Annotated in this window: 25 protein-coding genes, 1 tRNA gene and 1 pseudogene; 14 read left to right on the top strand and 13 right to left on the bottom strand. The window is 70.2% G+C overall.

The genetic code is table 11. The features are described 5' to 3' along the window. The first annotated feature begins 2 nt into the window (after nt 1-2). Both lrp and N0B31_RS11895 read left to right on the top strand, forming a co-directional pair. The gene (lrp, locus tag N0B31_RS11900; RefSeq protein WP_260591847.1) at nt 3-455 is read left to right on the top strand and encodes an HTH-type transcriptional regulator Lrp; all 453 of its coding nucleotides are present in this window, start codon (nt 3-5) and stop codon (nt 453-455) included. A gap of 93 nt (nt 456-548) precedes the next feature. Further along, nucleotides 549-761, top strand: coding sequence for an archaellin/type IV pilin N-terminal domain-containing protein (locus N0B31_RS11895; protein ID WP_260591846.1), 213 nt, complete (start codon nt 549-551; stop codon nt 759-761). 25 nt (nt 762-786) lie between these two features. On the opposite strand, the gene N0B31_RS11890 is transcribed toward N0B31_RS11895, so the two are convergent. The 3 genes from N0B31_RS11890 to N0B31_RS11880 form a co-directional block, all read right to left on the bottom strand. After that, complete coding sequence (locus N0B31_RS11890) at nt 787-1,692, bottom strand: phosphatase PAP2 family protein (RefSeq protein WP_260591845.1); 906 nt, start codon at nt 1,690-1,692, stop codon at nt 787-789. Between the two features lie 6 nt (nt 1,693-1,698). Continuing rightward, nucleotides 1,699-3,057, bottom strand: coding sequence for a YihY/virulence factor BrkB family protein (locus N0B31_RS11885; protein ID WP_260591844.1), 1,359 nt, complete (start codon nt 3,055-3,057; stop codon nt 1,699-1,701). Between the two features lie 92 nt (nt 3,058-3,149). Continuing rightward, nucleotides 3,150-4,262 (bottom strand): tRNA (guanine(26)-N(2))-dimethyltransferase, encoded by a 1,113-nt coding sequence (locus tag N0B31_RS11880; protein WP_260591843.1) that lies wholly within the window; start codon nt 4,260-4,262, stop codon nt 3,150-3,152. 246 nt (nt 4,263-4,508) lie between these two features. Between N0B31_RS11880 and N0B31_RS11875 the strand changes: the two genes are divergently transcribed. The 4 genes and pseudogenes from N0B31_RS11875 to N0B31_RS11865 all read left to right on the top strand — a co-directional run bounded on the left by N0B31_RS11875 (nt 4,509) and on the right by N0B31_RS11865 (nt 5,993). Further along, nucleotides 4,509-4,856, top strand: coding sequence for a hypothetical protein (locus N0B31_RS11875; RefSeq protein WP_260591842.1), 348 nt, complete (start codon nt 4,509-4,511; stop codon nt 4,854-4,856). Nucleotides 4,857-4,931: 75 nt separating this feature from the next. After that, nucleotides 4,932-5,207, top strand: a pseudogene (locus N0B31_RS22595) (ubiquitin-like small modifier protein 1); the annotation flags it as partial. A gap of 42 nt (nt 5,208-5,249) precedes the next feature. Continuing rightward, nucleotides 5,250-5,561: a MoaD-like domain-containing protein gene (locus N0B31_RS22730; RefSeq protein WP_465270155.1), complete on the top strand. Its 312-nt coding sequence runs from the start codon at nt 5,250-5,252 to the stop codon at nt 5,559-5,561. A gap of 12 nt (nt 5,562-5,573) precedes the next feature. Next, nucleotides 5,574-5,993: a DUF8048 family protein gene (locus N0B31_RS11865; RefSeq protein ID WP_260591841.1), complete on the top strand. Its 420-nt coding sequence runs from the start codon at nt 5,574-5,576 to the stop codon at nt 5,991-5,993. Here the strand turns inward: N0B31_RS11865 and N0B31_RS11860 are convergent. Next, nucleotides 5,990-6,880: an alpha/beta fold hydrolase gene (locus N0B31_RS11860; RefSeq protein ID WP_260591840.1), complete on the bottom strand. Its 891-nt coding sequence runs from the start codon at nt 6,878-6,880 to the stop codon at nt 5,990-5,992. The two genes, N0B31_RS11865 and N0B31_RS11860, sit on opposite strands and share 4 nt — an antisense overlap. Before the next feature lie 186 nt (nt 6,881-7,066). Beyond that, complete coding sequence (locus N0B31_RS11855; RefSeq protein WP_260591839.1) at nt 7,067-9,001, bottom strand: aldehyde ferredoxin oxidoreductase family protein; 1,935 nt, start codon at nt 8,999-9,001, stop codon at nt 7,067-7,069. 203 nt (nt 9,002-9,204) lie between these two features. Between N0B31_RS11855 and N0B31_RS11850 the strand changes: the two genes are divergently transcribed. The 3 genes from N0B31_RS11850 to N0B31_RS11840 all read left to right on the top strand — a co-directional run bounded on the left by N0B31_RS11850 (nt 9,205) and on the right by N0B31_RS11840 (nt 11,855). Continuing rightward, nucleotides 9,205-10,272, top strand: coding sequence for a zinc-dependent alcohol dehydrogenase family protein (locus N0B31_RS11850; protein WP_260591838.1), 1,068 nt, complete (start codon nt 9,205-9,207; stop codon nt 10,270-10,272). Between the two features lie 83 nt (nt 10,273-10,355). After that, on the top strand, nt 10,356-11,462 hold the full coding sequence (locus N0B31_RS11845) for an archaeosine biosynthesis radical SAM protein RaSEA (protein ID WP_260591837.1): 1,107 nt from the start codon (nt 10,356-10,358) through the stop codon (nt 11,460-11,462). A gap of 249 nt (nt 11,463-11,711) precedes the next feature. Next, a complete protein-coding gene (locus N0B31_RS11840) occupies nt 11,712-11,855 on the top strand; it encodes a hypothetical protein (protein ID WP_260591836.1) in 144 nt (47 codons plus the stop codon). On the opposite strand, the gene N0B31_RS11835 is transcribed toward N0B31_RS11840, so the two are convergent. The 3 genes from N0B31_RS11835 to purS all read right to left on the bottom strand — a co-directional run bounded on the left by N0B31_RS11835 (nt 11,856) and on the right by purS (nt 13,224). Continuing rightward, the gene (locus N0B31_RS11835) at nt 11,856-12,158 is read right to left on the bottom strand and encodes a DUF7967 family protein (protein WP_260591835.1); all 303 of its coding nucleotides are present in this window, start codon (nt 12,156-12,158) and stop codon (nt 11,856-11,858) included. Nucleotides 12,159-12,236: 78 nt separating this feature from the next. Next, nucleotides 12,237-12,914, bottom strand: coding sequence for a phosphoribosylformylglycinamidine synthase I (gene purQ / locus N0B31_RS11830; protein WP_260591834.1), 678 nt, complete (start codon nt 12,912-12,914; stop codon nt 12,237-12,239). Between the two features lie 55 nt (nt 12,915-12,969). Further along, nucleotides 12,970-13,224 carry a phosphoribosylformylglycinamidine synthase subunit PurS gene (gene purS / locus N0B31_RS11825; protein ID WP_260591833.1) on the bottom strand — a complete coding sequence of 85 codons (255 nt, stop codon included), beginning with the start codon at nt 13,222-13,224 and terminating at the stop codon, nt 12,970-12,972. 141 nt (nt 13,225-13,365) lie between these two features. On the opposite strand from purS, the gene N0B31_RS11820 reads away from it, so the two are divergent. After that, complete coding sequence (locus tag N0B31_RS11820; protein ID WP_260591832.1) at nt 13,366-14,328, top strand: formyltetrahydrofolate deformylase; 963 nt, start codon at nt 13,366-13,368, stop codon at nt 14,326-14,328. 1 nt (nt 14,329) lies between these two features. Here the strand turns inward: N0B31_RS11820 and N0B31_RS11815 are convergent, their stop codons facing one another. Together N0B31_RS11815 and N0B31_RS11810 are read right to left on the bottom strand one after the other, a co-directional pair. Then, a complete protein-coding gene (locus N0B31_RS11815; protein ID WP_260591831.1) occupies nt 14,330-14,737 on the bottom strand; it encodes a universal stress protein in 408 nt (135 codons plus the stop codon). A gap of 75 nt (nt 14,738-14,812) precedes the next feature. Further along, nucleotides 14,813-15,832, bottom strand: a complete 1,020-nt coding sequence (locus N0B31_RS11810) for a phosphoribosylaminoimidazolesuccinocarboxamide synthase (RefSeq protein ID WP_260591830.1) — start codon at nt 15,830-15,832, stop codon at nt 14,813-14,815. A 95-nt stretch (nt 15,833-15,927) separates the two neighbouring features. Here N0B31_RS11810 and N0B31_RS11805 point away from each other — a divergent pair, with 95 nt between their 5' ends. Then, the gene (locus tag N0B31_RS11805) at nt 15,928-17,403 is read left to right on the top strand and encodes an HPP family protein (protein WP_260591829.1); all 1,476 of its coding nucleotides are present in this window, start codon (nt 15,928-15,930) and stop codon (nt 17,401-17,403) included. A 1-nt stretch (nt 17,404) separates the two neighbouring features. Here N0B31_RS11805 and N0B31_RS11800 read toward each other — a convergent pair whose 3' ends face one another. Both N0B31_RS11800 and N0B31_RS11795 read right to left on the bottom strand, forming a co-directional pair. After that, nucleotides 17,405-17,842 carry a hypothetical protein gene (locus N0B31_RS11800; RefSeq protein WP_260591828.1) on the bottom strand — a complete coding sequence of 146 codons (438 nt, stop codon included), beginning with the start codon at nt 17,840-17,842 and terminating at the stop codon, nt 17,405-17,407. Next, complete coding sequence (locus tag N0B31_RS11795; protein WP_260591827.1) at nt 17,839-19,056, bottom strand: NAD-binding protein; 1,218 nt, start codon at nt 19,054-19,056, stop codon at nt 17,839-17,841. The genes N0B31_RS11800 and N0B31_RS11795 overlap by 4 nt, the downstream gene beginning before the upstream one ends. A gap of 77 nt (nt 19,057-19,133) precedes the next feature. Between N0B31_RS11795 and N0B31_RS11790 the strand changes: the two genes are divergently transcribed. From N0B31_RS11790 to N0B31_RS11780, 3 genes are all read left to right on the top strand, one after another. Continuing rightward, nucleotides 19,134-20,357, top strand: a complete 1,224-nt coding sequence (locus tag N0B31_RS11790) for a potassium channel family protein (RefSeq protein ID WP_260591826.1) — start codon at nt 19,134-19,136, stop codon at nt 20,355-20,357. Continuing rightward, on the top strand, nt 20,357-21,562 hold the full coding sequence (locus tag N0B31_RS11785; protein ID WP_260591825.1) for a DUF8167 domain-containing protein: 1,206 nt from the start codon (nt 20,357-20,359) through the stop codon (nt 21,560-21,562). Before N0B31_RS11790 ends, N0B31_RS11785 begins: the two co-directional genes overlap by 1 nt. A gap of 63 nt (nt 21,563-21,625) precedes the next feature. Next, complete coding sequence (locus N0B31_RS11780; protein WP_260591824.1) at nt 21,626-21,964, top strand: ferredoxin; 339 nt, start codon at nt 21,626-21,628, stop codon at nt 21,962-21,964. Nucleotides 21,965-22,199: 235 nt separating this feature from the next. Here N0B31_RS11780 and N0B31_RS11775 read toward each other — a convergent pair. Next, nucleotides 22,200-22,284, bottom strand: a tRNA-Leu gene (locus N0B31_RS11775). Nucleotides 22,285-22,297: the final 13 nt, after the last annotated feature.

The raw sequence follows: 22,297 nt of genomic DNA, 5'->3' as shown, positions 1-22,297 counted from the left end.
GTATGACCTACGAGCACCTCGACGAACAGCTCATCAACGCGCTGCTCGCCGACGGCCGCGCGTCGCTGCGTAGCCTCGCCGAAGAACTCGACGTCTCCGTGACCACGGTGTCGAACCACCTCTCCGACCTCGAGGAGGAGGGTGTCATCCGCGGGTACACGCCCATCGTCGACTACGGGGCGCTCGGCTACGACGTCACCGCCGTCATCCAGCTGAAGGTCGAGGGGAGCGCGCTCCCGGACATCACGGACCGGCTGAAAGAGCACAAGCACATGGTCTCGGTGTACGAGGTCACGGGCGACCACGACATCGTCGCTATCGGGAAGTTCAAGGACACCGACGGGATGAACAACCAGATCAAGGAACTGCTGACCGACCCCGACATCAAGGAGTCGAACACGTCGGTCGTGCTGAACACCGTCGTGGAGAACCAGCAGTTCGAACTCGACTTCTAGGCGGCCAGCCCCCCGCATCACCGGCCGGTCCCGACTGGTGGTCGGCCCCCTGTCGGCCAAACGTTATGTCCTGTGAGTGTCACGTGGGGCTGTATGCTGGGGGACGACCGTTCGACGGTGGGGTTCGACGACCGCGGGGTGAGTCCGATCATCGGGACCATCATCATGGTCTCGATCGTCGTCATCCTCGCGGCGACGGTGACCGGCGTGCTGTTCACGCTGGGTGACGTCGAGACGGCCGAACAGGCGGTCAATCGATTCGAGAGTATCCTGAGCGGTATCGACTTCGCGACGCTCGGGCCCTGAGGGCCGACGCTCGTGGTGAGCGCGCTCACCGGCCCGCCAGCCGACTCCCGATCAGCGGCGCCACGAGGATGCCGCCGACCGACACCGCCCCGCCCAGCAGCGCCAGCGGCGCTGCCGGTTCGAGTGCGTACGTCGCGCCGAACAGCCCCCCGAAGACGGGCAGCGAGAACGCGAGCGCGAGCACGCCGACCGTCCGGGTCGTGTCGAGCGCCCGCACGTCGCCACCGACGGCACCCCAGACGAGACGGGCGCCGAGGGCCGCCCCGAGCACCGCCGTCGACTCGGCGCCGAACCCCTCGACGAGGACGGCGAGCGCGGCGACGACGCCGGCCACGGAGAACGCCAGTTCGGGGCGCGCCCCTCGACCCGCCACCCGGTCGACGAGCAGCAGGTAGCCCGCGCCGACGGCGACGCCGGCGAGCACGTCGCCGAGATAGTGGACGCCGAGGACGAGCCGTGAGAGCGCGACGACGGCGACGACGAGGCCCGCCCTGAGGTACCGCTGGCGACGGGTCCCCGCGGCGAGGACGGTGGCCACACCGCCGTAGATGACCGTCGCGCCGGTGGCGTGGCCGCTCGGGAGCGCGAAGCCGTCCTCTGTCGCGGCCCGCTCGTACAGCGGCCGGAGCGCCTCTGGGACGAGGTCGGCCCCGGCGGCGACCGTCGCGGTGGGCGGCCGGGGGTGCGCGACCAGCCCCTTCAGCGTCGCCGTCAGCGCCGCCGCGCCGAGTGCGAGCGCGACGAGGTAGGCGACGCGCTCGCGGTCGAGGAACGCCCGCGGCAACAGGCCCTCACCGAGCGTGTACGCGGCGGTCAGTGCGAGGAAGTAGAACCACAGCCCGCCGAGTTGCGTGAGTACGGCGAAGAGGACGACGAACACGTCCGGCGTGTTCGCGGTGAGGAACTCCGTGACACCGAGCCCGTGACTCATCGCCGGTCAGTCGCGGAACGCGCCGAACCGGTCGCTCAGCCGGCCGGGGAGGCCGGCAACGCCGACGGCGCCGCCGACGATGAGCATCAGCACGTAGAGGCCGAGCGTCGAGAGCCAGATGACCAGCATCGCGAGGATGGCCCAGCCGCCCGAGAGGTAGACGAACGCGCCGATGGTCATGGCGGTGCCGTACAGCAAGACCAGATACGGACCCCAGCCCCGGGCCTTCCCACGACGCACCCGGCCCCGGACGTACCGCTTGAGCTCGCGTTCTATCTCCTCGCGGTGGACGATGCGGTCGTCGAACTCCTCCTCGAACCGGTCGAGTTCGTCGTAGAGCCGTTCCAGTTCGGCCTCCACGTCGCCGTCGAACTCGTCGGAGAAGTTGTCGCCACCTCCGCTCGGGCCGCCGGGGCCGCCCCCGTCGCCGTCGCCCGGTCCCGGACTCGGTTCGCCGCCCGTCACACCGCCTGCGTCGTTGTCGTCTGTCATGGTTCGTGCTGTCTTGTCGATTGCCTCCATGTCGGCCTCGATGTCGTCCCGGTCGAGTCGTCCCGCGAGGACCGCGTTGAACACGACGCCGACCAGGAGGATGAGCCCGCCGAAGTAGAGGAAGGTGACGATGAGGAGGACGGCGCCGAGGACGCCGTACACCTGGGCCGCGGACGCCACCCCGGCGTAGAGGCGGAAGCCGAACTGGAGGAACGTCCAGCCCGCGGCCGCGAGCAGTGCCCCGGGGAGTGCCTCGCCGACCGAGATGTCGACGCCGGGGAGCAGGTAGTAGAGCGGGAGGAACGCCGCGGTCAGCCCCCCCACGAGCAGCGGTGTCCCGAGCGTGGCGATGAAGTCGATGTCCATGCCGAGTAGCTCCGACTCCAGCAGGGCGAGCGCGAGCCCGACGGCGACGGTCACCGACACGCCGAGGCCGACGGCCAGCAGCGCCACGATGGCGTCCCGGAGCTGGACGAGGAAGGACGCCTCGGTCGAACCCCCGTACACCGTCGCGAAGGCCACGCTCAGCCCCCGGAACAGTTTCAGGCCACTCCACCCGAGGAAGACGACACCGACCACGCTGGCGCCGGCCTGCGCGGAGGTGTCCGTCAGCGTCTCTCGGACCAGTGTTCCGGCTTCCTCGCCGAACGCCCCACTCGCCTCCGTCGCGAGCCGGAGCGCGAGTTCCTCGCCGCCGAACACGCCCGCGGCGACGATGCCCAGCAGCAGGAGGGGCAACAGCGAGATGAACGCGTAGTACGCGAGGCTGGCCGCGATGAACGTGATCTGGTCCGAGCGGACGGCCTCGACGGTCGCCCTGATCAGGTCGGGCCCGCTGGGACGCTGGCGCCTCTCCTCCTGCGGAAAGCTCACGCCACGCCGTTCGAGCGTGGGTGTAATATAAGCGGTGGGAAAGGACAGTCCGTCGGCGTGGGATTTCGTCCGCTCCCGACGCCCGGCCGCCGCTACTCGACGAACAGGTCGCGCATCTCGGCGGGCGTCGCGTCCGTCTTCAGCGTCGTCCCCCCGTAGTGGGTCCGTGAGGCCTCGAAGCCCGCCTCGCGCAACCCCTCGAGGAACTCGTCCATCCCGATGGCCGGTTCGGACCAGTTCCGGTAGAGCCGGTGCTGGTCGTAGTGGGTCGGTCGATCGAGCTCGCCGGCGATGCGCTCGAGGAGTCTCTCGGCCGTCTCGCGGGTCCCGAGTTCGTCGGTCAGCTCGCCCGCGACGGCCGCGAGGAAGTCGGGGTCGTCGGGTCGGCCGAGGTAGAGGGGACCTGCGGTCTGGACGGTCCCCCCACACACCGGGCAGGAGTCGAGCGGGTCGGCCAGCAGGCCGCGCTCGTGTTCGCGGTAGTAACAGTCCTGACACCAGTCGACGTGGCCGAGTTCGTCCACCTGCTCGTCGGCCACCTGTGCGCCCGAGTCGAGGTGGAGGTAGGTCCGGACGTAGTGGCTGGTCGCGTGGGTGAACACGGGGCGGGCGGCCACGTCGTAGCGTGCGGCGGTCCGGACGAGCGCCGAGAGGAGGACACGCACCCCCATCTCGGCGTGGAACTCGGTGTTCCGGGGGACCGCCGAGTAGGTCCGCACGCCCGAGCGGAAGTGTGCGCCACAGAGCGGGGCGGTGTCCGTCGCGGTCACGCAGAGCAGGGCGTTCGCCGAGTCGACCGCCGCGTCCGCGAACGGGATGGGGGTGCCGAACGGGTCGAGGTCGACCACGTCGAAGTGCGACTCGTGCATGTAGGCCTGCGCCTTGCGGTGGACGGCCTCGCCGGGGAGGTCGTTGCGCGCGAAGTTGCGCTCGGCGAGGGCGACGGCGTCGGGGTCCACGTCGCAGCAGACGGCGTCGTAGCCCTCGCTCGCGGCGCGGACCCCCCGGACCCCGGAGGCGGCGGTGGCGTCGAGGTACGAGTCCACGTCGCGGCCCGACCACTCGGGGTAGGCCCGCAGGACCGCCACGGTGAGGTCGCGGTTGAGCTCCTGGACGGGGTTGTAGAACACGCCCTCGTCGTGGCCGTCCTCGTGGGTCCCCTCCACCTCGAAGGAGAGTCCCCCCTCCTCGGTGTCAGTCTCCATACGGTCCGACCGTGACAGGGGGCGAAAAGGCCGACGTTTCGTCCCCGTCGCGCGGTCCCGACCGGAGGGGGCGGTCCGGGGAGCCCACGGTCGCGGTGCGGTGGCGGTCCACGCTGTACCGCGACTCGCACTCACTACGGCACTCTCTCGGCCGGCCCGCACCGATTCCGCCGGCCCGCTGGTACCGTCCGACGCCCGTCTGCCCCACCGAACCGACTTTATCGCCACGCGTCGAACTCGAGGGACGTGACCGCCGTCGACGACTGGCAGGCCGCGCTCGCCGAGGCCGGGGCGCTCACCCCCGACGTAGTCGAGCGTATCATCGCCGTCCACGGCTCGCGTGGTCGGAAGGCCATCGAGGCCGTCGGTGAGGGCCGGGTGAAGGGGTACAACGACTTCACCGTCGTCGTCGGCCACGAGGACGAGTACATCGTCGAGGACGGCGGCTGTACCTGCGAGGACTCGCAGTACAACCTCGACAGCGAGGACCCGACACAGCTCTGTTGGCACGCCATCGCCGTCGCCATCGCCGAGCGGGTCGAGGCGGTGGACGAACACGACATGTGGTACTCCGAGGTCCGCGAACTGCTGTGACGGGCGGTCCGTCTCGTGACGCGTCGGGCACACGGCCGCAGGGAGTTTTTTAGCCCGCCGCACCGTCTAGCGGTCATGGAACTGGAGCTCCGGTTCTTCGCCAACTTCCGGGCGGAGGTCGGACAGAAGACGATACACCGGGAGTACGAGGACGGGAGCACCGTCGGAGACATCCTGCTGGCGCTGGAGGCGGAGTTCCCGGGCCTCGAGGGTGATCTCGTCGAGGACGGCGCCGTCCGCGACCAGCTCAGCGTCCTGAAGAACGGCCGTGACGTCTACCACATGGAGGGGGTAGACACGCCGATGGAGGACGGCGACCGGCTGTCGGTGTTCCCCCCCGTCGCGGGCGGGTCGGAGGAGGCCGTCGCCGGTGGCGGGTCGCGCACGCTGGAGATGCCGCCGGGGTTCAGCGACGCCGTCCTCACCATCGACGAGGACGGTGAGGGGCTCGTCGAGAAGTCCTACCGCGGGATCTCCGAGCGGCTCGCGCTGGAGTATCTCGTCGGGATGGGTGGCGAACGGGTCGCGGCGCACGTCGTCGCCGGTGAGGGCTGGCGCGTCGAGACGAGCGCCGAGAAGGTGCCCGTCTACGAGGGGTCGACGATGAACCTGACCGAGGTGACCGTCCGGTTCACGGGTGAGCCGGACGTGCTCACCGACCTCCTCCCGCGGTTCGCGCAGAAGGCCATCCGGGCGGGTGGGTGAGCCGCGGGCACGATGGCGAACGGTGACCCGCTCGACGGTGAGGTGCTGTTGCTGGCCGGCGCGAAGGCGAGCCTCTCGCCGCGGCGACTGCCGGTCCTCGTCGACGCCGCGCAGGCCCACCTCCGGGGCGAACTGGCGCGCTACCGCCGCGAGTACGAGGCCGTCTACGAGGACGACCGGTTCGTCGTCTTCCTCGTCGAACCGGACCACTGGGACGGACTGGCGGCGACGCTCGGGGTGAACGACCGCGAGCGCGACGCCCTCCGGCGCGCCCACGCGGAGCAACTGCGCTGGGTCGGCCGAGACGCAGACCGTCTCGATGAGTTCGAGAGCGCCCTGGAGATACGCGAGGCGGTGGTCGTGGGGACCGGTCCAGAGAGCGAGGGCGAGGCCGGCACCGGGGTCGAGACCGGGACCGGGACGGGGGCCTAGTCGAGGAACTCCCGGAGGTCGCCCGTCACCCGGTCGGGGAACTCCGCGTGGAGCCAGTGGGTCGCCGTCGGGTAGCGCTCCGTCTGGCAGTCGGGCACCGCCCGCTCGAACGCCTCGCGGACCTCCGGGCCGAGCGCGCGGTCCTTCTCGCCCCAGAGCAGCAACGTCGGGGCGTTGACCCGCCGGCCGGCGGTCCACGCCGAGTCACGGCCGAGCAGGTCGCGCACGGTGTCGCGGCCGAACGCCCGGTAGTAGTCGAGCATCGCCGTCAGCGCCCCCGGCTGGGACCACGCCTCGCGGTACACCGCCAGCTCGGACTCGGTGTACGCACCGGGCGCGGCGTCCTCGAACGCGCGTTCGAGCAGGGCGAAATCGCGGGCCCGGAACAGGCGTTCGGGGACCGACGGGAGCTGGAAGAACGCGGCGTACGACGAGCGAAGCGCCTGTCGAATCGAGAACTGGTCGGTCACGTTCGTCGGGTAGGGGGCGTTCAGCACGACGAGTCGGTCGACGACCGCGGGGTGGTAGAGCGCCGTCGCCGTCGCCACCACGCCGCCCCAGTCGTGGCCGACGACGTGGGCGGACTGGCGGTCGAACGCCTCGACGAGGTCTCGTACGTCGCGGCTCAGGTGGTCCAGCCCGTAGGCCCCGACTCGTTCGGGACGCGAGGAGGTGCCGTACCCCCGGAGGTCCGGGGCGACCACGCGGTAGCCGGCGTCGGCGAGCGCCGGTATCTGGTGGCGCCACGCGTACCAGCACTCGGGGAAGCCGTGGAACAACACCACGAGGTCGCCGTCCTCGGGGCCGGCAGTGACGTGGTGGAGGGTGACCTCGGAGAGGGTGGTCTCGTCGTGGGTCCACTCTTCGGCGGTGGTGGACGACTGCATGGTGGAGAGAGGTGCCCCCACGGTTAGGCGCTAGCGGTCGCGGAAGGTGCGGTGGCTGTCTCACCAGCGTACGCCGAACGAAGTGAGGCGTTTCACCCGCCCCGAGCGGAGCGAGGGGCGCACTTTTTCCCCACGTTTTTGCGCCGAGTGGTGGCCGAAGGCCACCCGAGGCGGAAAACGTGGGTTCTAGTCGTCGCTCGGTGCCGCCGCCCCACCGCTCCTGGAGACGCCGGTCCCCGGCCCGATGTCGATGCCGAGCTCCTCGAGTCGCTCGTCGGTGACGACGCCGTCGACCCAGCCGCGACCCTCGTAGTACTCCTCCTTCATCTCCTCGAGCTCACAGTACTCGCCCTCGCTCGCGCCCTGTCCGGGGATGCCGTCCTTCAGGAAGCGCGCGGGCAGCGAGTCGTCCTCACCGTCGAACCCGTTGAGGTTGTTGTAGTACCGCTCGAGCGTGTAGATGCGCTTGCCCGTCTCGAGCAGCTCCTCCTCGCTCACGTCGAGGCCCGTCATGCCGTTGTACTGCTTGACGTACTCCTCGATGCCCTCCGCGAACGCGTTGAACTTGCAGATGTCGAACGAGTCCGAGATGGAGTGCATGTCCTGGAACGCGATGGTCAGCTCACCCTTGCCCCGCCACTCGTAGGGGTCGGCCTTCTCGGGGAACCCGAGCAGCTCGGCCGACGGCGTGTAGCCGCGCAGGTGGCAGGCGCCGCGGTTCGACGTGGCGTAGCCGATGCCCATCCCCTTCATGCAGCGGGGGTCGTATGCGGCCATCGTCTGGCCCTTGACGGCCAGCGAGTTGTCGTGGGCGTCGAACTCCTCTGCGAGGTGGTTCGGGCCCTCGGCGAGGTGGTCGGCGAGGTCGTCCTCGCGGTTGGCGATGCGGCCGAGCATCTCGACCATCGCCTCGGTGTCGCCCCACTCGATACCGTCGCCGAGGTCGTCGAGCTTGCCCTCCTCGGTCATCTCCATGGCCATCGCCATGGTGTTGCCCGAGTCGATGGTGTCCATCCCGTAGTCGTTACACTTCTGCAGCATCAGGGCGATCTGGTCGCGGTCGGTGTGCCCCGAGTTCGGGCCGAGCGCCCACGCGGACTCGTACTCGTAGGACTCCGTGCGGACGTTCATCTCCTCGCCCTTGTGCATCGTCGTCACCTCGACCTCCTTCTTGCACGCGACCGGGCAGGAGTGACACGTCGGCTCGTCCACGAGGATGTTCTCGCGGACGTTCTCGCCGGAGACCTTCTCGGAGTCGTAGTTCTCGTCGCCGTAGCCGTCGTTCCGGGCGTCCTCGGTGGACGTGTAGCGGGCGTTCTTCGACGGGAGCCCGGACGTCTCCTCGGTGACGTTCATGAGGACGTTCGTCCCGTACAGCGAGAGGCCACCCTCGTTCGGGGCGGTGACGTCCGACTCCTGGATGACCTGCATCGCCTGCTGGTGGCCCTCCCGGAACAGCTCCGGGTTCTTGGGCTTGGGCATCTTCGTCGTCGACTTGATGACGATGGCCTTCAACCTCTTGTTGCCCATCACGCAGCCGGTGCCGCCCCGGCCCGAGGCGCGGTCGTCCTCGTTGAGGATGGCGGCGTACTTGACCTGGTTCTCGCCGGCCTGCCCGATGGCCATCGCGGACATGTTCTTGCCGTAGGCGCCCTCGTGGCGCTCCTCGAGCTCCGCGAGGGTGTCGTGGACGCCCTTGCCCCAGAGGTCCGAGGCGTCGTGGAGTTCGAGCTCGCCGTCCTCCACGACGGCGTAGACGGGGTTCTCGGCCCGGCCTTCGAAGCAGAGGCCGTCGAAGCCGGCCCATTTCAGGCGCGCGCCCGACCAGCCGCCGTGGTGGCTGTCCGTCACCGTCCCCGTGAGCGGGGATTTCGTACAGACGGCGATGCGTCCCGACATCACCGTCTGCGTGCCCGTGAGCGGGCCGTTCATGAACGCGAGGAGGTTGTCCTCCCCGAGCGGGTCCACGTCGGGCCCCTGGTCGAAGACGTACTTCACGCCGAGGCCGCGCGCCCCGATGTACTTCTTCGCGTCCTCGTCGTCGATACCGTGGTAGCCCACCTCACCCGAGGAGAGGTCGACGCGGGCCACGTGGTCCTGAAAGCCGCCTAAGTCTGTCATGGTAAGCCCTAACAGTTCCTAGTTGGGCCGTAGTGTCGTAATTGTTGCCGCACCGACGTAACCGGAACTGGTTGCACCGGCTGCTGGCGACTCGCGGCGACCGGCCATCGACGGAGCGCCGGGCGGTCTCGCTCCCCCGTCCGTGAGTCTCACATTCTTCTCGAAAAACACTTTTGTAGACATGTGCTAACGTGCCACTCGCCATGCAGGCAGTAGTGCTGGAGGCGTTCAAGGAACCGCTCACCGTACAGGAGGTGGACCGGCCGGAGCCGGAGCCACACGGCGCCGTGGCCGAGGTGCTCGGCTGTGGGGTCTGTCGGTCGGACTGGCACTGCTGGCAGGGGGACTGGGACTGGTTCGGCTACCGGCCCGACCCGCCGCACGTCCTCGGGCACGAACCGACGGGCCGTATCGTCTCCGTCGGGAGCGAGGTGGAGCACGTAGAGGAGGGACAGGAGGTCGCCATCCCGTTCAACTTCGCGTGCGGGACGTGTGACCTCTGTCGCAACGGCCGCGAGAACATCTGTGAGAACCACGTCGGCCTCGGGTTCATGAACGAGGCCCCGGGCGCGTTCGCCGAGGAGGTACACATCCCGAACGCGGACATCAACGCGGTCCCGCTCCCCGAGAGCATCGACGCCGAGGCCGCCGCCGGCTGTGGCTGCCGGTTCATGACCTCGTTCCACGCGATGGCCCACCGCGCACCCGTCGGCGCGGGCGACGACGTGGTCGTCCACGGCTGCGGGGGCATCGGTCTCTCGGCGGTCCACATCGCCAACGCGCTCGGCGCGAACGTCATCGGCGTCGACCTGATGGACGAGAAACTGGAGAAAGCGAGAGAGCTCGGCGCGGTCGCCACCGTCAACGCCAGCGAGGTGGACGACCCGGCCAAGGAGGTCCGGGACCTGACCGACGGGGGCGCGGACGTCTCGGCCGACGCGCTCGGTATCGCCGTCACCTGCCAGAACGCGGTGAACTCGCTGCGCAAGGGTGGCACGCACGTCCAGATCGGCCTGACGACGAGCGAGGAGTCGGGGATGGTCCCGCTCCCGACCGACGAGTTCGTGGCCAAGGAGATCGACTTCAAGGGGTCGCTCGGGCTGCAGCCCTCGCGCTACAGCGAGATGCTGGACATGATCGAGACCGGGAAACTCGACCCCACCGCGCTCGTCGAGAAGACCATCGACATCCACGGCGTGCCGGACGAGCTCGCGGCGATGAGCGACTACGACACGCTCGGTATCCCCATCTGTACCGACTTCAGTAACTGACCCCGGGGACTCCCCGGTCCACTTCTCTCGCCGCGTCCGGTGCACAACGGAGGCGTTTTCCCCGCCGACCCGGTACTCCGCCCATGAGCAAGCCCGACCCCCAACCCGACCCCGAAGTCTACGAGCAGGGACGGGGGATGGACGCCCACAACGAGGTGATGCGTGAGATCCGCGGGCGGCGCGACCGGACCTACGACCCGCGAGAGCCGACGCGGGTGTGGATCGACGAGGACAACACGCCGACCGGCGTCTACCAGAGTCTCACCATCATACTCAACACCGGCGGCTGCCGGTGGGCCCGTGCCGGGGGCTGCACGATGTGTGGCTACGTCGCCGAGTCCGTCGAGGGCGGCAGCGTGAGCCACGAGGACCTGATGGCCCAGATCGACGTGTGTCTGGAGCACGAGGCCGAGAACGCCGACGAACGGAGCGGGCTCGTCAAGATCTACACCTCCGGGTCGTTCCTCGACGAGCGCGAGGTCCCCGCCGAGACGCGTCGGGCCATCGCGGAGACGTTCGCGGACCGCGACCGGATGGTCGTCGAGTCCCTGCCGGACTTCGTGGACCGCGAGAAGGTCCGGGACTTCACCGACCACGGGCTCGCCTGTGACGTGGCCGTCGGCCTCGAGACCGCCACGGACCGGGTGCGCCACGACTGCGTGAACAAGTACTTCGACTTCAGCGACTTCGAGGCGGCCTGCGACGAGGTCCGTGCGGTCGCCACGGAGGACGACGCCGACGCGGGCGTGAAGGCCTACCTGCTGCTGAAGCCCGCCTTCCTCACCGAGTTCGAAGCGGTCGAGGACATGGTCTCGAGCGTCGAGCGCTGTGCCGCCGTCGACGGCTGTCACACCGTCTCGATGAACCCGACCAACGTCCAGCGACACACGATGGTCGAGGACCTGTTCCACGACGGGGGCTACCGCCCGCCGTGGCTCTGGTCGGTCTGCGCGGTGCTGGAGCGGACCGCCGACGCCGACGCCATCGTCGTCTCGGACCCCGTCGGGTCGGGGTCCGAGCGCGGCGCGCACAACTGCGGGGAGTGCGACGAGTTCGTCCAGACGGCCGTGAAGGACTTCGACCTGCGACAGGACCCGTCGGTGTTCTCCGAAGTCTCGTGTGAGTGCGAACTGACGTGGGAGGCGGTGATGGAGCGCGAGAAGAGCTACGGGATGCCGCTGACGCGATAAGGGAGTCACCGCCCCCCACGGACCGCTGCCACGGCGACTCGCAGTACGGTATCACGGCCGGGAGTCGGGGCCGAGGCGCCCTGCCGGTTCCGCTCGGCCCGGATGCCGTGAGCGGTCCCGAGGCGACCGTTATCCACCGTCTAAACTCACGTGTTCGTGAATTTGTCAGGTAGTAACACGGGATTAACTCGCGGGTAGTCTGCGGGTAGCAATGTCCGCTGTCGTCCTGGCTCGAGGTAGGTGAACGAGATGAGCGAGTCCGAGATGGAGCGTGAGGGTGAGTTCGAGAGCGTCGAGTTCGAGACGGGGTGGTTCGTCGTCCGCGAACGTGCCAGCCGCGGGGAGAACGGGCAGTGGCTGGCGACGCGAACGCCCACCACCGTCGACCCCTGACTAGATGGCGTCGTCGGGGTCGTGGCGATCGCGCATCCGCCGTGCCTCCGTCGCGTACCGCTCGCGTGTCTCCGGGTCCGAGACGGTCCCGAGGTTCGACGGCGACACCGCCACCGCTGCCGTCGTCTCCCGGTGGTCCCCGGTGAACGACGTGAGCGCGCGCTCCTTGCGGTAGTCTCGCGTCCCGTCCGGCGTCGCGTACGTCAGGATGATGAGGTTCTGCTCGTCGTCGGAGTAGGTGCGCTCTACGAGCCACACCTGTACCGTCTCCTCGGCGGCCCGACCGCGTTCCGTGCTGTCCATGTCCGGACTCCGTGCCGAGCGGCAAAGAGCGCCGCGCCGGTTCCCGCTCCGTGAGTCCCCGCCGGCGTGCGCCCCGTCTCAGGCGAACCCTTCGAGGACGCCCCGGCCGTCGGTGCCGGCGTGGAGGTCCGCCAGTGCCGCGCGCTCGGGGTGGGGCATCAGCACCGCCGTCGTGCGGTCCGCACCGACGACGCCGGCGACGTTGCCACGCGACCCGTTGGGGTTCGCCTCGTCGGTCACGTTCCCGTCGGCGTCGCAGTAGCGGAACAGCACGCGGTCCGTCGCCACGAGTTCCTCGTAGGCGGCCTCGCTCTCCGTCTCGAAGCGCCCCTCGCCGTGCGCGATGGGGAGCGAGACCACGTCGCCCTCGTCGAACGCGGCGGTGAACGGCGTGTCCGTCGTCTCCACCCGCAGGTGGACGTGCTCGCACTGGAAGCGTGCCGAGCGGTTGACGGTGAACGCGCCGGGGGTCAGGCCCGCCTCGGAGCCGATCTGAGCGCCGTTGCACACCCCGAGGATAGGGACCTTGCCGGCCCGCTCCCGCACCTCCTCGACGATGGGGTCGCGCGCGGCCATCGCGCCGGCCCGGAGGTAGTCACCGTAGGAGAAGCCGCCGGGGAGGAGGACGCCGGAGACGTCGGTCGGGAGCCCCTCCTTGTACCAGACGAGCTCGGCGTCGACGCCGACGTCGGCGAGCGCCTGCACGGCGTCGCGGTCGCAGTTCGAGCCGCCGAACTTCAGGACGGCGACGGTCACTGTCGACACCCCACGGTGTGTCCACCGACCGTGGCCGTCCCGCTGGACGAGACCGTCATTCGCGCTCGGCGACCTCCACGTCGAAGTCGTGGATGGTGGGGTTCGCGAGGAGGCGCTCGGCCATCTCTCCCGCGCGTTCCTCGGCCGCGTCGGGGTCCTCGGCCGAGAGGTCGATCTCGAAGCGGTCGGCCGCACGCAGGTCCTCCAGTTCGAACCCGAGTCGCTCCAGCGCCCGCTGCGTGGTCTCGGCCTCGGGGTCGAGGACGCCGTGTTTCAGGCGCACCGTGACGGTGGCGGTGTAGCCGGTCATACCGGGAGACTCGGGCGGCGGGGCAAACCCCTTTCGGAAGACGGTGGGTGCGGGCGACGCGAACTCGGGCCGAAACGAACGGCTTTTCGGCGCGCTCTCCCGACTCGGGTTCATGAGCGATACGCACGCCCGGAGGGTACCGTGACCCGCTACACCGAGATAATCGTCGTCGGCGAGGACCGCAAGGGGATCATCGCCGGCGTCACGTCGCTGCTGTTCGAGCGTGGCATCAACATCGAGGACCTCGACCAGGCGGTCCGCGAGGGGCTGTTCCGGATGACGCTCCACGTCGACACGAGCGACATGGTCGTCAAGCCCGAGACGCTCCGCGAGGACCTCGACGATCTGGGCGCGGAGCTCGGCGTCGACATCCAGGCCCGGTTCCCGTCGGACCGCGAGACCCAGCAGATCGCGGTGATGGTCACGAAGGAGTCCCACTGTCTGGAGGCGCTGTTCGAGGCGTGGTCGAACGACGACCTCGGTGCGGACATCGGCCTCGTCGTCGGCAACCACGACGACCTCGAACCGCTCGCCGAACACTACGACGTGCCGTTCTACGACGTCGGCGACGACTCCGGGGTCCCCGACGAGGACCGCGTCCTCGACCTGTTCGACGAGTACGAGGTCGACCTCGTCGTCCTCGCGCGCTACATGCGCATCCTCTCGCCGAACGTCGTGTTCCGCTACGAGGACCGCATCATCAACGTCCACCCGTCGCTGCTCCCGGCGTTCCCCGGCGCCGAGGCGTACCGACAGGCCCGCGAGGAGGGCGTCCGCATCGCGGGCGTCACCGCCCACTACGTCACGACGGACCTCGACCAGGGGCCCATCATCACCCAGCGGGCGTTCGACGTGCCAGACGGGGCGACGGCCGACGAACTGGAGCGGAAGGGCCAGCCCCTCGAAGCCGAGGCGCTCATCGAGGCGGTTCGCCTCCACCTCGACGACGCAGCCACCGTCTACCACGGCCGGACGGAGCTCCGCGACGACGTGACGTCGGGCACGTACCAGCTCGGGATGGACCCCGACGCCGACGCCCTGAACCCCGACCGACCGGTCGACGGCCTCGGTGAGGTCGTCGGCCGACAGGAGAGCGACGACTAGCTCAGACCACCGGCTGGTACTGCGGCAGCGGTACCAGCGTGATGGGCCGGGTCACCTTCTGCAGGAGCTTGTGGGAGACGCTGCCGAAGATGACCCGCTCGGTCCGGGTGTGCCGTCGGAGTGCCACCACGATCTCGTCGGCGGCTATCTCCTCGGCGTAGGCCGCGATCTCGTCCGCCGGCGAGCGCCCCCGGCTCAACTGGCGGGTGTTCACCGTCACGCGGTCGTCGAAGCGGTCCTCGAACAGTGCGAGCGCCTCTTCACCCGCCTGGCGCTCGTCCCGGTTCGCCCGCGACGAGAGCACGTTCACCACCTCAAGCACGTCGACGGCCTCCAGTTCCGTCTCGAGGTGGTCACAGATGGTCTCGCTGGCCTCCTCTCCGTCCGTGCCCACGAGGTACGTTACCATGACACCATCAGTCACGCCGCTCCGGATTAAAACGTTCCGCTCGTTCCCACCCGTTTATACGACGTCGGCCGCCGCTCAGAGGTCACGCACCGTCTCGACGGCCGCCTCCAGTGTCGGCGCGTCGAACAGGTTCCGGTCGAGGTAGGCGTTCGCGCCAGCGGTGTAGAGGTCACGCATCGCGTCGACGACGTGCTTCGGGAGCGGCTGCGGGTTCACCGCACAGAGCGTGCGCCAGTCGGCCACGTCCTCGGCCTTCGCGCGTTCCTTCGCGTCCTCGACCGCCTCGACCCACTCGGCCTGCGTCCGCTTGTGGTACTGGCGGACGACCTCCTTCGAGACCTGCTGGCCGTCGAAGGAGAAGCGGTTCTCGTCGAACGTCCCCACCACGTCGGCCACCCGGACCTCGCCGTCGAAGTAGAGACACTCGATCTTGCCGTCCTCGTGGACGAGGCCGGCCTCGGCAGCTCGGTCGGTGACGACGCGGTTCACGGTCCGGGCGACCCGTTCCAGTTCCTCGAGGTCGGCGAGCCCCGCGATGCGGTCGGCCTCCTCGTCGGAGAGGTAGCGGTCGGACTCCTCGAACTTCGTCGAGAACTCCACGACCGGTTCGGGCAGGTCGACGGCCTCGTCGGGCCACTCCTCGCCCTCGAGTCCCACCGCGTCCGGGGTGGTCCGCGAGCGGAGCGACGACCCGACGGGGACGCGGTTGCGGAAGACGATCTCGAGCGGAATCAGGTAGTTCTCGCCCGCCTCGGCGTGGAACGCGTCGTAGTCGTACGTGCGGCCCTCGTGAGGGAGGTCCGGCACGCGGGTGAGGTCGATGGCCATCTCGCGGGGCGGGTCGCCGACCCGCTCCAGGGTCCGGACGTCGCCGCCGGAGACGACGCCGCGGTAGTGGGTCGGGACGCCCGCGGCCTCGAGCAACTCGAAGTTCTTCGCGCCCATCGCACAGAGCGCGGCGCCCTTGTTCGGGATGGCGTCGGGCATCTTCCCCCAGTCGAACACCGAGTAGTCGTCGGTGAACACGAACGCCCCGCGACCGAGGCGGTCCGGCGTCGCCGCCTCGCTGACCCGGAACTCCTTGACGCTGGTCATGCCCGGAGGTGGCCGACGCCGGACTAAGGCGTTTCCCATCGACGGTTCCGTCACGTAACGCCTTTGCCGGCCTGCCCCGAACCCGGGCCGAGACGATGGACGCACCCGACGGACTCGCCGAACGCCTCCGACGGGTGGCCGCCCGACTCCGCCGCCTCGAACGCCGCGAGGTGCGCGACCTCCGGGCGTGGCTCGAACACACGAACAACCTCATCCACCTCTCCATCCTCGTGTTCGTCCCCCTGCTGGTGGCGGCGGTGTCGTACCTCGCCGACCGGTTCGCCATCCAGGAGGTGTCGTTCTTCCTGTTCCCGCCGCTGGCGTCGGCGACGTACACGCTGTTCTCGGACCCGGAGGGACGGTTCGCCTCGCCGTGGCGGTTCGTCGGCGGCCTCACGACGGGGGCGCTCGTCGGCTACGCCACCGTGCAGGTCGGTGCCCGCGTCCAGGGGGTCACGCCCGCCGCGGTCGAGGTGACCGCGCTCTGGGCCGCTCTGTCGGTGTTCCTCGCCGCGGCGACGACGTGGGCCCTCGACCTCGAGGAACCCGCGGCGTTCTCGACGGCCCTGCTCACGCTGGTCACCCGGACCACGCAGGAGGCGTACGTGGTGAGTGTCTTCCTCTCCAGTGCGTTCGTCACCGGCGTGTTCGTGCTCTGGCGCCGGCACCTCTTCGAGGAACGGGCGCGCTACCTCTACAGTTCAATCGAGGGGGGCGACCGGGTGCTGGTGCCGTGGCGCGGCGACTACCCGCTGGCGACGGCCCACCTCGGCGCGGCGCTCACCGCGGGCCACGAGGGGTCGAAGGTGGTCCTCCTGGGCACGGTCGACGAGGACGCCGTCACCGAGTTCGACGTGCCCGTCGGCGTGGAGGGCCGACCGCTCTCCGACGGAGGGACGCCGGACGACGGGACGACCGTCCAGGGGCACGAGGGGGACACCGCGCTCTCGGCGACGCGACTGGAGCGTGTCGCCGCCGACCTCCAGCGACGCTACGGCGTCCCGACCGAGGTGGTGCTGGTGAGCGCGGCCGACGGGCGGGCCTCGGCGGCTACCGTCCTCGACGTGGTCGCCGACACGAACTGCGACCTCGTGGTGACGGGGTACGAGACGGCAGACGGGACGCTCACGCGGTTCGTCGGCGACCTGTTCCGCTCCGAGACGGACGTCCTCGTCCACCGGTCGGTCGACGGTCGGACCGAGTGGCGCGACGTGCTCGTCCCGGTGCGCAAGGCGGGGGAGGTGGCCCACCGTATGATCGAGTTCGCGACCCGCTTCGCCCGGGACGGGGGCCGGGTCAGCGTCGTCCACTGCATCGGGTCCTCGCGCGAGCGGAGCGGGGCCTCGCGGATGCTCTCGAACCTCGTCGAGACGGTCGGCCGGGAGGTGGAGACCCACATCGCGGCGCTCCCTATCGAGTCGTACCTCGCACGCGTCGCCGGCGAGTACGACCTCGTCGTCGTCGGGTCCTCGGGGGACCGCTCGACGGCGTCACGTCTGGTCTCGCGCCCGACGTTCGAGCGACTGGAGACCGTCGAGTGCGACGTGGCCATCCTCGACCGGAACGGCTAGCCTAGTCCGACTCGAACGGTGCGAGGAACGCCGCCGCCGCCTCCGTGTCGGGGAGGCGCCACGGCTCCCGTGCCGGGTCGTCCAGCCGCAGTTCGAGGAACACGGTCGAGGACTGATACCACAGGAGCAGGGCGAGCGGGCAGGCGAGTGCCAGCAGCGCCGCGACCGGCGCGACGGCGAAGAACGAGACGCTCACCGCGGCGGCGACGGTCGGGACGACGACGGCGAGCGTGAGCGCCGCCAGCCCGGCGACGAGGTACCGCGTGTCGCGGTCACCGCTCGTGCGTCGCACCCCGACGACGGCGTCGAGTCCGACCGTCTCGACCCCGGTGGCCGTCTCCCGCAGCAGTCGGCGGTCCGTCCGGAGCCACGTCTCCCGCCCCTCGTGGCGGGCCTCGACGGTCTCACCGGCGGCGACCCGCTCGTCGACCTCGCTCACGGCAGGTCGACCTCCTCCGACTCGTCGGCCTCCTCGGTGCCGAGGATGCGGTCGGCCACCGCGCTCATCCCCTCCTCGCCGAGCGCCGAGAGGACGAGCAGGTGGCCGCCGATGGCCGCCGGCGAGAGCACCTCGTCGGCGCCCGCTCGCCGGAGCTTCTTCTCGTTCTCGCGCTCGGTGGCGGAGACGACGATACGGAGGCCGGGGTTGAGTTCGCGGGCGGCCAGCACCGCGAGGGCGTCCTGCGCGTCGTCCTCCGTCGCGGCGACGAGCGCGCGTGCCCGTTCGACGCCGGCCCGCTTCAGGGGTTCGTCCTCGGTGGGGTCGGCGGTGAGGACCTCGTAGCCGCGTTCGCGGAGACGCTGGGCACGTTCCGGGTCGCGGGTGACGACGACGAACTGTTCGCCGAGGTCTGCCACCTCTTCGAGTATCGGTGCGGTCAGGTCGCCGACGCCCACCACGATGAGGTGGTCGTCGAGCAGGTCGAGTTGTGAGTCGCTCATGTTTCCGAGTGCGTTCGCGAGGCGGGCTTCGATGGCGGGTGTCAGCAGTGTCCCCAGCGCGGCGGCGAACGACGCCGTGCCGACGACGATGACGGAGATGGCGAACAGCGTCGCCCGGTCCGAGTCCGGCACTGGGGCCACGTCGCCGTAGCCGACGGTCGAGGCCGTCACGAGGGTGTAGTAGAACGCGTCGGTCAGCGTCTGGACGTTGGTGAACTCCTCGCGCAGCGCGTAGGTGCCGGCGGTGCCGTACACCTGTGCGCCGACGATGGCTGCCAGTGCCGCCACCTGCGTCGTCGAGAGGTCGATATCGCGCTCGAACGGCCGGCGGTTCAACAGCAACAGGAGGACCGAGACCACCGACAGCCCGACCAGCGGGTAGGAGACGACGTTCGACTGGGCGAGGCCCTGGAGCGCGGTCACCGGCAACAGGACGAGCGTGGAGTACCACGCCGCCCGCAACCCGCGGCGGAGGCCGGCGACGCTCGCCAGCATCAGGAACCCGGTCAGCGCGCCGGTGAACCCGACGGCCTGCTGGACGGTCGGCGGGATGACCTCCGCGAGCGGCCCCGAGACGCTGGTCGATCCGATGTTGAGGATGCCGGTCGCGACCGAGAGGAGCGCCACGAGCCCGGCCAGCGTGACAGCCGCTCGTGGGCCGAACAGCCGCCTGACCCACCGCGAGCGGCCCGCCGCCTCGCTCCGCGCCATACCGGAGTCGACCAGCGGCCGGAGGTTAAACCGTCCGCTTCGGTACAGGTATGTTCCCGCGTCCGGTGACGGAAACTATGGCTTCGCTCCCGGTCGAGGTGTTGCTCGGCATCTACCTCGGTATCCTCACCGGTATCATCCCCGGACTGGTCGCGTGGACCCTCGGGTTCGTGTTCAAGTACGTCACGGGGGTCAGCATCCCCGGCTTCGGTGTCGTCGTCCTCGGTCTCGCCATCGCCGGCGTGAACGGCGGCCTGCTCGCGCTCAACGACGCGGCGCTCAGACAGAACGCCAGTGCGACGGCCATCGTCGTCGCCATCGTCGTCGTCCTGATGCTGACGCTGTACGCCCACGCGAAGGGGGACGCGATGGGGGCGACGTTCCCCCGCCGCGTCTCGCTGCAGGGACTGCGCGAGCGCACGCTCTCGACGGACGTGGTCGAACTGGTCGGCGGCCGTGGGCAGGTCCGGCTCCGCGTCGTCGGCGAGGTGGACGACATCGAGGGGTATCCGCCGCTCTCGCCGGCTACCCGGACCGCCATCCGGGAGGGTGACTGGCGCCTCCCCGCGGACCTCCCGCTCGGCGAACTGGAGACGCGGTTCGCCGAGCGGCTCCGGACGGAGTTCGACTGCAGCGAGGTGACGGTCGGTATCGACGAGCGTGGGAACGCCAGCGTCGCGGCGGCGCCGCCGCTCTCGGGCGTCTCGAAACGCGTCCCGACCGGCGAGCGGGCCGTCTCCGTCGAGACGCTCGTTCCCACCGGGCTCACCCGCGGCGACGAGATCACCGTCCACACCGCAGAGACGACGGTCGCCGGCACCGTCGTCAGCGTCCGCTCGGACGGGGCGAAACAGGAGCCCTCGTCGGTGGCGACGAACGGCGGCACGGCCACCGAGGAGGACGCGATGCCCCCGTCGTCGACACCGGCCGCCGCCGGCGGCGAGGGGCGGGTGACCGTGGCCGTCGCGCGGAGCGACGCCCCGGCGCTCCTGCGTGCCGACCGGGCACGGGTCGTCGTCGCGGCCCGCGGGACTCGCCGGGAGTTCGAACTCGTCTCGCTCCTGCGGCGGGCCGGCCGCCGCTTCCGGCGGCTGACCGTCCGGCCCGACGGGGGGCTGGACGGTGTCACGCTCGGGAGCGCGAACGTGCGCGAGGAGTACGGTGTGGCGGTGCTCGCCGTCCGGAGCGGCGGGACGTGGACGTTCGCCCCCCGCGGTGAGCAGCGACTCGCCGCCGGCGACGAGGTGTTCGCTATCGGGACACGCGACGCGCTGTCGACGTTCGCGGGGGTGGTCGGCTGATGGTAGCGCTCCCGCTCCAGTTCGGCCTCGGTGACGACCTCCTCCGCGTCGTCGCCCGGCTGGTCGGCATCGCCCTGCTGGCCGGCGGGCTCGCTTCGGGTATCGGCGCGCTCCACCGCTGGTACGCCCGCAGCCGCGTTCCCGAGGGGCTGGCTGTGCTCGTGGGCGTGAGTGGCGTCTCGATCTACCTCAACGCCGTCGGCATCACCACGCTCGGCGCGCTCCAGGGCGTCATCGACACGAGCGACCTGCCGACGGCGCAGTCGGTGCTGTTCAACGTCGCGGCGTTCGGTCTCGCGGCCGTGACCGCGGTCGCCGGCGGGCGGACGGGTGACCGACTCGGTGAGGCGGTCGTCGGGCTGACGGGCGCGGGCCGCATCGACACCGACGTCAGCACCATCGTCCGGTCCGTGGGTCGCTCCACGACGGTCGAGCTCCCGGTCGCGGACGACGTGGTCGACGCCGATGGCTACGACCCCGTCGACGAGGGGACGAAGGCGAAGCTCGCGGGTCAGACGCTCGTGTTCCCGCGTCGGCTCACCGTCGACGAACTGCGACGGCGACTGGTCGAACGCCTCCGGACCGACTACGGCGTCGGCTACGTCGACGTCGAACTGACCGAGGAGGGCGTCGTCGAGTTCCTCGCCGTCGGCTCGCGTGAGGCCGGCCTCGGCCCGACGCTCCCGCCGGAGTCGGCGGCCGTGGCGGTCCGTGCCGACCCCGCGTTCGCCGCCAGCGCCGGGGACGTGGTCCAGGTCTACCGGCCGACACCCGACGGTCCCGAACGGGTCTGTCTCGCGGAGGTCCGTGGTGTCGTCGAGGACGTGGTCACACTCGCCGTCGACGCGGCCGAGGCGCCAGCGCTCGACTCCGAAATCCGCTACCGACTCGTCACGCTCCCGGTCGAACCCCGCCCGGACCGCGAGTTCGTCTCGCTGCTCCGGGCCGCCGAGGAGACGCTGGGCGTCGTCACCGTCGCGGCCGACGGTGACCTCGTCGGCGTCCCCGTCGGGTCGCTCGACGTGGCCGTCGCGGCGGTCCGCCCCAGCGGGGGTGCCGTCGAACCCCTCCCCTCCCGCAGCCGCGTCCTCGAGGCCGGCGACAGCGTCTACGCGGTCGCTCGCCCCGCGCTCCTCCGTCGGCTCGAGGCCGCCGCTCGCGGGACCTCCCCCGACGCCGAGCCGGCCGCGGCAGGCGACGACTGACGGCCGCGCCGCTCACGCACGGCCGACCGACAGCGACAAACCGACGCCGCCCGGACGACCGGTATGGCAGAGGACGGCCCCATCGACCCCTCCGACATCGGCGAGCGCGACGCGCCCCCCGTCGAGGAGGCCCCCTACAAGATCATCTTCGAGGCGAACAAGTGCATCGGCGCGGGCAAGTGCGCCGAGGTGTCCACCAACTGGGAGCTCTCGTTCGAGACGGGCATCGCCAAGCCCCACGTCTACTTCTTCGGCGAGGAGGACCTCGAACACAACGTCCGGGCGGCGGAGATCTGTCCGGCCAAGAAGGACCGCGGCGTCATCCACGTCGTCGACCGGCGGACGAACGAGGAGCTCTCGCCCGACCCGAACGGGGACGGCACGCTCTCGGTGGACTGGTAGGCGAGCAGGTGGCACCACAGCCCGAGGCCGGGAGCGTGGTGCCACGCGACCGCGCTGCGCCCCCGGTCGACCGTCAGGTCACGGGGTGGCTGTCGCGTGCTGGTATTTGAGGGTTCGCCACGGGTTCGGGGGAAGGGATTCGAACCACGGTCGGACGCTCGCTTCGCTCGCGTCCTCCCTGGTTCGAACCCTTCCGGACACACTGCACGCTCCTCACGTTCGTTCGGAGCGGCAGTGCGGGGGAAGGGATTCGAACCCTCGAACGCCTACGCGAGCGGATCTTAAGTCCGCCTCCTTTGGCCAGACTCGGACACCCCCGCTCGTGAGACGCTC

It is taken from the genome of Salinirubellus salinus (assembly GCF_025231485.1).
GTDB classification, from domain to species: domain Archaea; phylum Halobacteriota; class Halobacteria; order Halobacteriales; family Haloarculaceae; genus Salinirubellus; species Salinirubellus salinus.
This window is presented reverse-complemented; position numbering and strand designations above follow the sequence as displayed.